The sequence below is a fragment of the Leptospira idonii genome (genome assembly GCF_004770995.1).
In the GTDB taxonomy this organism is placed as follows: domain Bacteria; phylum Spirochaetota; class Leptospiria; order Leptospirales; family Leptospiraceae; genus Leptospira_A; species Leptospira_A idonii.
The window spans coordinates 1-12,596 of sequence record NZ_RQHW01000018.1 but is presented as its reverse complement, the minus strand read 5'-3'; the positions used below and the strand labels follow the sequence as shown (position 1 = coordinate 12,596).

General features: G+C 42.0%; 12 protein-coding genes and 1 pseudogene. 4 read left to right on the top strand and 9 right to left on the bottom strand.

The features are described 5' to 3' along the window. Nucleotides 1-9 precede the first annotated feature (9 nt). Complete coding sequence (gene odhB / locus EHS15_RS05895; RefSeq protein ID WP_135759629.1) at nucleotides 10-1,242, bottom strand: 2-oxoglutarate dehydrogenase complex dihydrolipoyllysine-residue succinyltransferase; 1,233 nt, start codon at nucleotides 1,240-1,242, stop codon at nucleotides 10-12. A gap of 154 nt (nucleotides 1,243-1,396) precedes the next feature. On the opposite strand from odhB, the gene EHS15_RS05890 reads away from it, so the two are divergent. After that, complete coding sequence (locus EHS15_RS05890) at nucleotides 1,397-1,936, top strand: gamma carbonic anhydrase family protein (protein WP_135759628.1); 540 nt, start codon at nucleotides 1,397-1,399, stop codon at nucleotides 1,934-1,936. A gap of 160 nt (nucleotides 1,937-2,096) precedes the next feature. On the opposite strand, the gene EHS15_RS05885 is transcribed toward EHS15_RS05890, so the two are convergent. From EHS15_RS05885 to EHS15_RS05875, 3 genes are all read right to left on the bottom strand, one after another. Next, nucleotides 2,097-2,897 carry a DNA alkylation repair protein gene (locus tag EHS15_RS05885; RefSeq protein ID WP_135759627.1) on the bottom strand — a complete coding sequence of 267 codons (801 nt, stop codon included), beginning with the start codon at nucleotides 2,895-2,897 and terminating at the stop codon, nucleotides 2,097-2,099. A gap of 89 nt (nucleotides 2,898-2,986) precedes the next feature. Next, nucleotides 2,987-3,469 carry an SRPBCC family protein gene (locus tag EHS15_RS05880; RefSeq protein WP_135759626.1) on the bottom strand — a complete coding sequence of 161 codons (483 nt, stop codon included), beginning with the start codon at nucleotides 3,467-3,469 and terminating at the stop codon, nucleotides 2,987-2,989. Nucleotides 3,470-3,482: 13 nt separating this feature from the next. Further along, nucleotides 3,483-3,806 (bottom strand): ArsR/SmtB family transcription factor, encoded by a 324-nt coding sequence (locus EHS15_RS05875; RefSeq protein WP_135759625.1) that lies wholly within the window; start codon nucleotides 3,804-3,806, stop codon nucleotides 3,483-3,485. 509 nt (nucleotides 3,807-4,315) lie between these two features. Between EHS15_RS05875 and EHS15_RS19480 the strand changes: the two are divergent. Further along, nucleotides 4,316-4,525 (top strand): annotated as a pseudogene (locus EHS15_RS19480) (SpoIIE family protein phosphatase); the annotation flags it as partial. Here the strand turns inward: EHS15_RS19480 and EHS15_RS19060 are convergent. Next, nucleotides 4,484-4,708 (bottom strand): hypothetical protein, encoded by a 225-nt coding sequence (locus EHS15_RS19060; RefSeq protein WP_167884164.1) that lies wholly within the window; start codon nucleotides 4,706-4,708, stop codon nucleotides 4,484-4,486. The pseudogene EHS15_RS19480 and the gene EHS15_RS19060 overlap by 42 nt on opposite strands. 152 nt (nucleotides 4,709-4,860) lie before the next feature. Further along, a complete protein-coding gene (locus EHS15_RS05865; protein WP_135759623.1) occupies nucleotides 4,861-6,657 on the bottom strand; it encodes a hypothetical protein in 1,797 nt (598 codons plus the stop codon). Between the two features lie 284 nt (nucleotides 6,658-6,941). On the opposite strand from EHS15_RS05865, the gene EHS15_RS05860 reads away from it, so the two are divergent. Continuing rightward, nucleotides 6,942-7,541, top strand: a complete 600-nt coding sequence (locus EHS15_RS05860; RefSeq protein WP_342775503.1) for an HAD family hydrolase — start codon at nucleotides 6,942-6,944, stop codon at nucleotides 7,539-7,541. A 99-nt stretch (nucleotides 7,542-7,640) separates the two neighbouring features. Here EHS15_RS05860 and EHS15_RS05855 read toward each other — a convergent pair whose 3' ends face one another. Further along, complete coding sequence (locus EHS15_RS05855) at nucleotides 7,641-9,206, bottom strand: malate:quinone oxidoreductase (protein WP_135759731.1); 1,566 nt, start codon at nucleotides 9,204-9,206, stop codon at nucleotides 7,641-7,643. A gap of 159 nt (nucleotides 9,207-9,365) precedes the next feature. Here EHS15_RS05855 and EHS15_RS05850 point away from each other — a divergent pair, with 159 nt between their 5' ends. Further along, on the top strand, nucleotides 9,366-10,856 hold the full coding sequence (locus tag EHS15_RS05850) for an NHL repeat-containing protein (RefSeq protein ID WP_135759622.1): 1,491 nt from the start codon (nucleotides 9,366-9,368) through the stop codon (nucleotides 10,854-10,856). Nucleotides 10,857-10,945: 89 nt separating this feature from the next. Here EHS15_RS05850 and EHS15_RS05845 read toward each other — a convergent pair whose 3' ends face one another. Next, complete coding sequence (locus EHS15_RS05845) at nucleotides 10,946-11,542, bottom strand: hypothetical protein (protein ID WP_135759621.1); 597 nt, start codon at nucleotides 11,540-11,542, stop codon at nucleotides 10,946-10,948. 220 nt (nucleotides 11,543-11,762) lie between these two features. Beyond that, nucleotides 11,763-12,359 carry a class I SAM-dependent methyltransferase gene (locus tag EHS15_RS05840; protein ID WP_135759620.1) on the bottom strand — a complete coding sequence of 199 codons (597 nt, stop codon included), beginning with the start codon at nucleotides 12,357-12,359 and terminating at the stop codon, nucleotides 11,763-11,765. Nucleotides 12,360-12,596 lie beyond the last annotated feature (237 nt).

Sequence of the window (12,596 nt, the reverse complement as noted above, 5' to 3'; positions counted from 1 at the left end):
AAACTGCCTTTATACTTCGAAGAGAAGACGTGTAGGATCTTCTACAGATTCTTTGATTTTCACTAGGAACTGCACCGCTTCTTTTCCATCTACGATTCTGTGGTCGTAAGAAAGAGCCAGATACATCATTGGTCGGATCACGATTTCATCGTTCACAACAACCGGACGTTTGACGATGTTGTGCATTCCCAAAATGGCAGATTGAGGAGGATTGAGGATCGGAGTGGACATCATGGAACCGTAAACTCCTCCGTTGGAAATGGAGAAAGTTCCTCCTTCCATATCTTCCAAAGCGAGTTTTCCGTCTTTGACCTTTCCTGCAAGTCTAGCGATTTCAGCTTCCACTTGTGCGAAACTGAGAAGGTCTGCATCCCGAACGATCGGAACTACCAAACCTTTCGGACCGCCGACTGCGACTCCGATGTCGTAGAAGTTTTTATAAACGATGTCTGTTCCTCGGATCTCTGCGTTGATGGCAGGGAAAGCTTTGAGAGCAGCGACTGCCGCTTTCGTAAATAAGGACATGAAGCCAAGACCTACATTATGAACTTCTTTGAACTTTTCTTTGTACTTATTGCGAAGGTCCATGATTCCGCTCATATCCACTTCGTTGAAAGTGGTAAGGATGGCTGCCGTTTGCTGTGCCTGAACTAATCGACTAGCGATTGTTTGACGAAGCTTCGTCATCGGAACAACAGATTCACGAGGCCCTGCATTTCTTGCTGCGGCAGGAACTTGTTTTGCGATTTCAGGAGTTTGCACCGCTTTGGAGGAAGTTCCGTTGGAAGAACCTGCCGATTTTTGAGAATCGATAAAAGCGAGAACGTCTTCTTTAGTGATTTGACCGTTTCGTCCGCTTCCTTTGATTTTAGAAGCATCTAACTTGTTTTCGTCGATCAACTTACGGGCTGCAGGTGGGAGTTCTTCGTTTGTCGCTCCGGAACCGGCAGGAGAAGAACTTGCCGCAGGGGTAGGAGCGGATGCTGCAGGAGCGGCCGCTACCGCACCTTCTTCGATGGCACCTAAGATGTCTCTTACATGAACTACATCGCCTACTTTTTTACTGATGTTTTTCAGAACACCGGAAACGGGAGCAGGAATCTCTAACGAGACTTTGTCGGTTTCGAGGATGGCGAGCACTTCGTCTACTTTTACTGAGTCGCCTTCTTTTTTGGTCCAAGCACTGATTGTTGCTTCGGTTACGGATTCCCCCATCTCGGGGACTTTGATTTCTATAGCCATGAAGATTTCCTAAGAAAAGGTTTTTGAGAAAAATTGCGTTGTGGAGATTGGGATTCCATGGAATCTAAGACTACGATAGCTCGCACAAAGCTAAAAACGCAAGCTAAAATCCGAAAAGGCTTGAGATTGTCATGAGTAGGGGAGTTCTAAACGTATGATTTATACTTTTCAAGGCAAAACGCCTATCATTTCCCCATCCGCCTGGGTCGCCCCCACTGCCGACGTCATGGGAGATGTCACGATCGGTGAGGAATCTTCCATCTGGTTTCAATGTGTGCTTCGAGGAGATGTCAATTTCATCAAAATTGGCAATCATGTGAATATTCAGGATATGACTCTCGTTCATGTCGCCAGGGATCTCTATCCGGTTCATATTGGAAATTATGTATCCATAGGCCATCATGCCACCATTCATGGCTGCACTCTCAAAGATCATTCTTTTGTGGGGATGGGAGCTATGATTATGGATGATGTTGAAATCGGGGAATGGTCGTTTGTGGGAGCCGGTTCCCTCATCCCTCCCGGAAAAAAAATTCCACCGGGGGTGCTTGTGATGGGAAGCCCTGCTAAAATCGTCAGGGATATCACGGAAAAAGACAGAGAGATCATCACTCGCACTTCTGCCAATTATGCTCGCTATAAGGAGAATTATCGCAAAGAAGGAATCATCGCTCAATTGCAATCGAACGGTTAAAAGGTTCGATGGATACCTGCCCTTTTTTGCAGGATCTCCTGTCCTGATGAACGAGCTTCGGTCATCCTTGGCCGAAGCCACCGCTAAGAACAAAACCAACCCGTGGTTCCCCAAAAAAGTCTCCGACTCTTTCGGAATCTCTGTGTAGATTTATTTACAGTTAATTATGGTTAGTTTTTTTGAGCGATAGATAGTGTTTTCTTAATTTTTCTTCCAAACGTTCTATGGAATAACGTAAAGTGACTCTTGGCATGACGGATGCATGTTGGTCCAAAAATTGAAGCAGTCGTTTTCGATCCACTTTCCCTGCTTCTCTCAAAGCCCATCCCACCGCTTTGTTTACCAAATCTTCTTTCTCTTTCGATAAAATTTCTGCGATTCGAAAACAATCCTCGGTTTCCTTTTTCATGATGAAGTGAAGCGTGCTTACGATGGAAGTTCTTCTTTCCCATAGGTTCGAAGAATGAGCCAATTCGTATAAAATTTCTCTGGGTTTTTCGAATTCGAATAGATAACCGCCTACAACCTTATATGCGGCCAGGTCGACTAAATCCCAATCGTTGATTCTATCATGCCTCTTCAAGTAAAGATCGTATAACTCTTTTTTACGAGTTTCCGTAGTTCGAGGAGCTTTGTATTGTTTCCCCATGATGCTGCATCCTCCCGCTCTCACTTCGTGGATTCTGCTTTCCAATAATTTTTCGATTTCGGAAGGTTCCATGGAAATAAATTCTTTCGCAAGCTCGAAAACCGTTCCCATTCTCACCCCGATAAATGCATCTCCCGTTTTGGATTTTTCGTCGAACCGGAAATAACGATGATATTTTTTTAACTCTTCCGCGGAGCGAAAAGTGTTCAATTTCTCTATGAACTGTTTGGCGGTAGGATTCGTTTTTTTTACGACTTCTCCGGAAGAGGAGGATTTCTTTTTCGCTTTAGCTCGGGTTGTTTTTATTGCCATGTTTTATATTTATGGATGTCTGTTTTTGCAGCATCTTACTTATATTTTTACTTTGTAAGATGCCGTCTTTATTTTCTAAAAAACGAAACTCAAACGGAGGAGAGTATGTCCGCCAAACGATCGTAACTGGCGATGAGTCCCGACTCCATATTGGACTGAATCACTACATCTCTTGCTTCTTTAGAAGCAAATAACATAGTTACAACGAGTTCCGTTTTTTCCTCTTTATCGATTAGATCCGAGGTGATCACCGCTTCTCCCGGATACCAGGATTGGTCGAATACTTCCGTATGTACTAGTTTTTCGGGCTTTTGGATGTTTTGAAACACTCCTCCCATTCCCATTTCTCCTTTGACTGCATGACTCCATACATATCGATAGGCTCCTCCCACTTTGAGATCCACATCACATACAATCATAGACCAACCGTCCGGTCCAAGTAACCATCTTCGGATGAGCTCCGGTTTTGTAAGTGCGTCGAAAACAAATTCTCTGGGCGCATTGAATTTTCTAACCCATGTTAGTTCTTTGTCCGAAGGTGTTTTGATGATTAATTTTTCGTTTGTCATCATGGTGGTATCCTCTTTACATTCCTGTTTTTTTTGCGTCCGCTTTCATTTCTTCCAGTAAAACATCCAATTCTTCGTATCTGTTTTCCCATAGGTCACGAAACGGCTCCAACCAAAGATCCAATTCTTTGAAAGGTTTTGTCTCTAGTTGGTAAATACGCAGCTGAGCCTTGGGCATCACTCCTACCAATCCTGCTTCATTTAGCACTTTCAGGTGTTTGGATACCTGAGGTTGGCGTAAAAAAAGTCTCTCTGCGATTTCTCCCACGGAAAGGGGGTCTTTGCGGAGCAGTTCTATGATGCGGAGTCGATTGGGTTCAGCCAAAGCGCTCAAAGTCATTGTATTCACATAGAGGAATATAAAATATATTTTATATTCTCGTCAAGGAATATTTGTGTCAATCTGCTTGGGACTTGGATCGAAAGGAGGGAAGTTTTTGCAGGTGGGGGAATCTATAGATTCGCCTCCAGAGGACAAGCATCCATGGTGATCGGGGAAGGGCTTGTTTCTTTCCCTTTTGGGAATCGGAACCTATTATCTTCAAAGAGCCATCAAAAGAGAGGAGGCGCACGAAAAGATCCGCCTTTTGAAGGTAAAAACAACAACGATTCCGAGAAGGTGGTGATCTATGCATCACGGAAAGAATTTGATTTTCGGACGGGAAATATTATACGATTTATCTGAATGCGGATGCAATGGGAAAATCCCTGTAAGGAGCGGCAGGATTATTGGGCTCTACCGTTCATTCCGTACTGTTAAGCGAAAACGGGGCGTTCCTGAACCGATTCTCCTGAAGAATGGCTGAGGGGAATTTATAAGGGGCTTCGCAATTTTTTCTCAGCTTCGAAGGAGCTATGCTTGTGTCCGCCATTTTAGGGATTATAGAAGAGGATACCGGGAAATGTCATTTTTGGAACGCAGAACACCCGTTCCAGATTCTCTACAGAGACGGAAAAACAAATTACATGGAAAATTCGGTTTCTATGAATAAAATCGGATTTGTAGGAGAAGCGGACTTATTCATTCTGCGGGAGAGCCAACGGACGATCTCTCCCTGATTCGAATCGAATACAAAGGTTAGTTGGTTTGATCGGACTCCATCGCTTCTTACAAAGATGCGAATACTGAAATGAAACTTTATTTGTAGGAAGTGCTGGGATTTGGTTTTTCCGAATGAGGACTTGTAATTTTTCGCTTTTGTAGTCGAAACTTGTGGTCGTATCGATTGCAATTTCTTTCATTGGAAGTCTCCAAACCCCAAAGTCAGGGCTAAGCAGAATGGAGTTAAATTCTATCATTCGGCATTCGATTTGATGCGATCGTTTCCTGAAATCGTAAAAGGGCAGTAGATCGGGAGGGGTTATCAAAAACCCTCCCTAAACAAGAAATTTCCTTATTCTACTGAATTACAAACAACCGTTACATCTACTCTGCCCATTCCTTCTGTAATTGTTATGGAAGGAATGGAGGTTGTACAGCTTACTCCTTCCATTGGAGTTAGCGGTAAGGTGAATTGCATATGTTCCGCTTGGAAGTTGATGGTTTGACCGGGAAAAACCATCAAAGCACCGGTTCCTTCTACAACTCCAACTAATTTTGGACCGGCAGGCCAATTCAGAAAATCTGACACGAATCCTATTTTTACGGTCGGCTGACTTACATCGAATACGTTCAATCCTAACCTTCCTCCTTTGCCGGTGTTGTTTTGAAAAGTGGCATAAATATAAGTCGGTTCAATTACCTTAACAAATCGAACAGCGGTTTTGGTTCCTACCGAAGCCACAATCTTTCCTTCAGCGGATTCTCCCGGAGCAACTGGTCCTGCAGTGAACTTACCAACATTCGGTCCTGTACCGAATGAACCGAAGCTTCCATCGACAGTAAATTCAGGATATACGATTACGAAGTTATTGTATGCGTCGAAGCCTTGTACATCGAACTGTTTGACTTCTCCCTGTTTCATTACAATTAGTTCATTAGGAACGAAGACTCCGTTCTCATCTAACCATTTGATTGTGCTGAGTGTCCCTGGAAATATATTGATATTTTGAGAAACTGATAGGGTTCCATAAGTTGCATCAAAAGAAGAGATACCTATCTTTTTTGCCGTATAACGAATGGAAGTTAAACTTGCTTTGGACACGGAACCGCTGGCAGTTGATGTTCCTGGAAAACCGAATGAGCTAGGAATGACAGGAAAGTAAGTGGGAGAGGATGCTCCTTTCACTTGAATCGTCAAATCTCTGGAGAAACCCGCTGCCATATTACCAATTGTAGCATTGAATCGAATCGGAGAAACTGGATCGGGTGAATCCGTAGTCTTCGTAGAGAAGGTAATCGGAGCATTCGCCGGTAAGGTTGAACTTTTATTCAAGCTGTCATAGGCTTTAATATAATATTCTAATCCTGCTGAGGTGATTGCATAATCAGGAAGAGATACCCCGTAAAAATTGCCGGATGCATCTTCCGTTTCAGGAAGCATTTCTATCGCTTGGAATGCTGCCGAACTGCCCGCAGTTCTGAAGTAAAAAAGAACTCCTGCTATGGAGCCTCCATTGTCGAAGTCGGTGATATTAGAACGAACATAAGTCGGTAAACCTGCAATAGGTGTGGAAGGAAAAAAAGTTGCACCTCCGATCAAAGGAGGGTTATCTCCTACACTTGTGATTTGTGCCGTAAGTAAATAGCTGGAAAAATGATAGATGGAGGATCTTACGCAATGGGCAGCCGTATCTACAAGTCCCCCCATACTGATATATTCTTGTGTTTTTGTATCCCAATAATGGATTTGAACCGTTTTTTCATCGAAACCTTTTTGATGTAAATCGGAATGATCGTAACAAACTTCCAATATCGCTGGTTCATTGAATTGTAAACCGTGAGGAGCAAACTCGTAACCTACTTGTACGGGAACTACTTGGTTTTTCTCGGAAGGAAGGTTTGTGATTTTGCGATAACTGATTGTTTCGTTTTCTTGCAGTGCATTTGCAGGAATGATCAATCGAACACTATGGTTGAGAATTGCAATTCCTCCCGAGCTTGCATCAATCGCCGTGGAATTGGATGAATCGTTTGTTAGTCTGCTTAATCCTAAGGCTAAAATTAAGTCTTCGTTTCCCTTGGAACGTCCGTTACATTCGAAAAGGCTCAGAATGAGCATACAAACAGATATTATTTTAACATACTTCATGTTTTTCTCCTGTTTCTAGGAAGATAAATATATGATCGTAAAGCAAACATTATTTGCCAATTTTTGTTTGGTTGGTTGATGCATTTTTTTTTGTTTTTTTGTAAAAAAATATAAAACATGCAATAAATCTATATTTGTCATTTATGAAAATCGAATGTTGTATCTGCGTTTCGGGGGTCTTGCTCTGAAATTGCGTTGTAAAACCATTTGCCTTTTCTTTCGAATGGCTGCTTGTATTTTAAGATTTAATAGTTCCATAAACTACCTCCTCGGATAGTTTTGACATGGTAACCATGAAACTTCTTCACTCCAAAAAAAACTGGATCTTTGACATGGACGGGACTTTAACTTTGGCCATGCACGATTTCTCGTCCATTAAACAAGAATTAGGCCTTCCCGGTCATTTGGATATACTGACGGGAATCGGACTTCTTCCTAAGGAAGAAGCGGAGGAAAAACACAAAAAACTAAATGCGATCGAGTTGAAGATCGCAAAACAAGCGCAAGCATCCCCCGGAACGCATGACCTTCTTCGCAAAATTAGAGAAGGAGCCAATCAATTGGGAATTCTCACCAGAAATTGTTTTGAAAATGCAGTGGAAACTTTGCACGCTGCGGATCTAATTCGTTACTTCTCCCAAGAGACCATTCTTTGCAGAGAACATGCGGAACCCAAACCCAGCCCGGAAGGAATTTTTAAACTGCTTCGGATTTGGAATGCGGATCCGAAAGAAACCTTAATGATCGGAGATTATATTTATGATTTGGATGCTGGGAAGTCCGCAGGAGTGGAAACCGTTTATATCGATCCGACAGGAAACTTCCCTTTTAAAGAGCACGCTACATATTCTGTGAAGAGATTGGATGAGATCCTTTCTTTATAACTAAAAAAAATCCCAAACAATCCACCTAATTTTAATTTACGTTATGTGGGCGCCTCGCCGCCTTTCTGCGGCGACCGGGCCGTTCGCTTCTATCTTCCCCTAACTGTTTCTAGTCAGTTCATCCTTTTGAGAAAGGGGAAGGATATCCGCTACCGTCCCTGGCGCTTGTTTCTCAAGATTCAAAACTCTGTGAGTGTATTCTCTTGTCTTAGAACATAAATGAGGGTTTTGGATCAGGTTTTCACCGAAGCTGGGGATCATTTCTTTCAGTTTGGAAACCCAAACATCCGATTTAATCTCTTTCGGAAAACAATCAGCTAATACCTCTAACATGATTGCCACGGAAGTGGAAGCTCCCGGAGAAGCCCCCAAAAGAGCTGCTAAACTTCCGTCTTTTGCCGCTACTACTTCAGTTCCGAATTCAAGCACTCCACCTTCATCTTCGTCCGCTTTGATGACCTGAACTCTTTGTCCAGCCACTTCCAATTCCCAATCTTCCGCCTTTACATTCGGAAGGTATTCTTTGAGAGCTTCGATTCTGTCTTCGTGGGATTGCAAAGCCTGGTGGATCAGATATTTAGTCAAAGGGAGGTTGTGCATCCCTGCGGACAACATAGGAAATATATTATCAAACTCTAGAGATTTCACCAAATCAAGGTAAGATCCTTTTTTTAAGAACTTGGTCGTGAAACCTGCGTAAGGTCCGAATAACAGTTCTTTTTTCCCGTTGATCATTCTTGTGTCCAAATGAGGAACAGACATAGGAGGAGAGCCTACGGAAGCTTTACCGTAAACTTTTGCGAAATGGGAAGAAATCACTTCTTGGTTTTTACATCTCAACCATTGGCCGCTGACAGGAAATCCTCCGAATCCTTCCGCTTCAGGAATGTCCGATTTTTCCAAAAGAGGGAGAGATCCTCCTCCTGCGCCGATAAAAACGAAGTCGGCTTCGTGGTGTTCTTTTTCTTTTGTGAGCAGATTTGTGGCAGTCAAATTCCATAGACCATCCGGTTCTCTTTCCAGATCTTTCACATCCTCGTAAAACTTGAGAAAAACTCCCTCGAAAGAAGCCAAATACTTGAACATAGCTCTTGTTAGATTTCCAAAATCCACATCCGTTCCCAGGTCCATGCGTGTGGCAGCAACGGGGATGTAAGGATCTCTTCCTTGCATCACAAGAGGCATCCATTCCGAAATCACGGATCTGTCTTCGGAATACTGAAGTTCCTGAAACAAAGGATCTTTTATAAGAGCATTGTATCTTTTTTTCAAGAAAGACACGTTTTCTTCCCCCCAAACAAAACTATAATGAGGAACGGAATGGATAAAACTTTCGGGAGGAAGGATTCTTCTCTTATCTACCAAATAAGCCCAAAACTCTTTGGAAAGTTCGTAGGAAGAAGCGATTTGAAGGGCTTTTTTCGTATCTATCTGCCCGTCCGGTTTTTCAGAAGTATAGTTCAATTCGCAAAAAGCGGAGTGGCCTGTGCCTGCGTTGTTCCAAGCGTTGGAACTTTCTCTGGCGGCGGCATCTAACCTTTCCAAAATGGTAATCGTCAAACCGGGATTCAATTCTTTGAGTAGAACTCCTAGAGTGGCGCTCATAATTCCCGCACCGATCAAAATGACGTCCGATTTTGTTTTTACTGAGTGTTTGTCTTTCATAAGATGATGTGACGATTTGGGAATCTCTAATTTTGGCAATTTATTTCTATTCTAATTTTTGTAAAAGAGGAGGTGGTTTGGGTGAGGTAAAGAATTGACTCTGCGTCCGTTTGGAAACAAAATCTGTATAAAATAGGTTCAACGTAACGGAAAATTCAGATGAAAAAAGGTTCCTTTTCTATCTTTTTCCTTTTTGTCCGTTGCCTTCTTGTTGCAGGAATCCTTTCCTTTACCCACTGCCAATCTCCTGTTTTCGAAAATCCATGCGATACCAGAAGTAATGATTTTTTGAAAATCCTTTTCCTTCGAGCTGCGGCAAAGGATGCTTCTTCTCTCTGTGGAACAAAGGTCCGCCCGTTTCATTTTCCGGAGATCCTTTCCTTTTTCGTTACATCCCCTAAGGTTTCTGGGACGATCGATGGAGAGAACATCAATGTAGTTGTTTCCTTTTCGAATGTCTCTTCTTTGGTGATGAGTTTTGTCCACGAGGGAGAGGTTGTTTTGGTGGATGGAGTGGTGCAAGTCAGCGGGGTAACTTCAAATGATTTTACAGTTACTAGAACCTATACGGTGATTGGCGGCGACGGTTTACAGAAAAATTATACAGTAACTGTTGTTCAACTTAATCCTCCCAGTTTAACTGCGACCAGAGTGTACGGACAAGCTGGGAATTTTACTTCTAGTAATATTTCCACAACTGCGGACGGTTTACATTCCCCTTTCAAACCTGCGCTCGATTCTTCAGGTCTTTATGTTGCGGATCAGGAAAATAACCGTGTTTTGTTCTATCCGGGAACATCTACAACCGCAACCAGAGTCTATGGTCAGGGAGGAAACTTCACAACAGCAAACACTGGTTCGGTTACTGACAATACTTTTTACGGAGTCCCTGGAGCAAATGTTCCGGATATTGCCGTGGATGCAACGGGAGTTTATGTTTCCGATATATATGGGAGTAGGGTTTTATTTTTTCCGGGGACCTCTACGACTGCCACAAGAGTGTACGGGCAAAACGGAAATTTTACTACGGTAAATGTGGGAGCGGGAGCGGATGGATTGGCGAATCCGGAAGGAATCGTCACTGATTCCACGGGAGTTTATATTGTGGATACTTTCAATAACCGTATTCTATTTTATCCCGGAACATCCACAACTGCGACCAGAGTGTACGGACAAAGCGGAAGTTTTACTTCGAATACTTCCAACAACGGAGGAATTAGTGCGGATTCCTTGGACAATCCTAGAGGGATATGCATAAATGAGGACGGTGTATATGTTGCGGATACAAACAACAGCCGGGTTTTATTTTACCCGGGTATTTCTACTACCGCAACTAGAGTGTACGGGCAAAACGGAAATTTTACGACAAATGTTGTGGGAACAACTGCGTCCACGTTGAGTAATCCTTGGTTCGTAAGTTGTTATGCGGGAAATGTGTATATTTCGGACAGAGGGAACCATCGGATTTTAGGTTATGAAGGAAACGCAACGATCGCCACTCGAGTCTGGGGGCAAAACGGTTCTTTCACCGGGAACGCTGCAGGGCTTTCTGATAAGGAATTGAATGATCCTTATGGGATGGATATAGACAGGACGGGGCTTTATGTTGCCGACGGAGGTAACAATAGAGTTTTATTTTTTCCTAGATAGTTGTGAGCGATTCTAAATTCGGGAAAATAAAATGAGTTTTTACGTAAATTTGTGATATAAAAACTCATTTTAGAAAAATAAAACTTATATTAGTTGATGTAGCCTTTTTCGACGATCTCTTTTAGAGCGGAATGGGTGATGTCTCTTTTTAGTTCTTTCGCAACTACAGTAGGAAATGCGAAAGGAGCTACAAAGATCAAAAGAATTTGTTGCCATACTGTAGATGCTTCCGTTTTTTCCACTGTTCCTAACAGTTTGCCCGATTTGTTTTTTACGTTGATTTTTAAAGTTTCTTCCGTAGATGCAGAGGAAGGGAAAATGTATAATGTTAAGCCTGTGAGTAAAGCTAAGCCAATGTTTGCTTTTCCTACGTCTTTGACTTCACATTCGAAAAATAAATCCGCATCTTTTTTATCAGGAGTTGTTTCTTTGAAAGTTCCTAAGCCGGTCAATTCCTTTGCGATGATTTCATTCCAGATGCTGATATAAGCAGGATGTGGTGTCACAGCGTTTCCGTTGACTGCTGCGGAAAATTGAACCGTATAACCCAATGTTTTTCCCGGTTTTACTTTGGTGAGGTTGATCGGGTTTTCCGCTTTCGGAGGCTGAATCCCTTCGCGAAACATAGCGCAGTTTGTTGCATTTGCCAAAAGAGCAACGAGTAAAATAAGAAAGATCTTTTTCATCTTTTTTCCTTAATTGAATTTATCTATGAGGGCTTGTTTTTGAAGAACCTGTCAAATAATTTCAAGAAAGGGGGGCGATTTCAGGAATAAATATTCTAATTGTGTAAAGGCGGTAGCGAATGGACGCCCATAAATTCGTAGTTATACGAATTCCTTGTGTAGGATATGGCATAATATCTAATATATTATGCATCCTCAATTTTAAATATAATGTTTTTAACTATTTTTGACTGATGGACAGAAATAATGAAGCATCCCGGTTCATAAAGATATTTTTTCCATGATAGAAGGTTCGTATCTCCGTAGAATGGAATCCCGCATCCGTAAGTAGGGATTTTAAATTCGAATGATCGAATCCATTATGAACCTTCGGATGGTTGATGTTTTCGTTTTTATCAAAATCGACGATCATCAGTTTTCCTTGTGGATGCAAAGCTGAATAAAATTGGCTTAGAATTTCTTGGGTAGCTGGTATATGAAGCAGAACTAACGAAACTAATATGATATCCGCTTTCGTATCCGATCCTGTTTTGGTGAAATCGGAATCGATAGCTTCCGCATTTCGAAGATTCGCTTTTTCAATTTTCTTCTTTGTGATCTCTAACATTTGTTCGGAAGAATCCATAAGTATCAGTCGGTCTACCAGTGCGGCTAACTCTAATCCAACGAGCCCTGTGCCGCATCCATAATCGATTAGGGTCTGGTTCTTTGATTTTTTTAATTCTGTTTTGATTTCACCGGCAATGATCTTTGCTAATTCTTTTCTTTCCGGCGTATCATATTTGTTTGCAAGTTGATTGAATAGATTTTCTTCCATAAAGATTGTTTTCTTTCTAATTAAACAGCTCATGATTCATGAATGTTCATTCTTTTTATATTTATCGAGTCTCTTGCCAACTTACAATAGCTCATTGATCTATGCATGTAATGTAATTCCTTGCATTCGATGCGAATATAGATAAGGTAGGATGTGTTTATGCCGTAGATTGGTCATTTAAGTTGAATTATGGAGTTAAGGAAAGGCGGAAGAAAGTAATAAAAAAAGTTAAGGGAG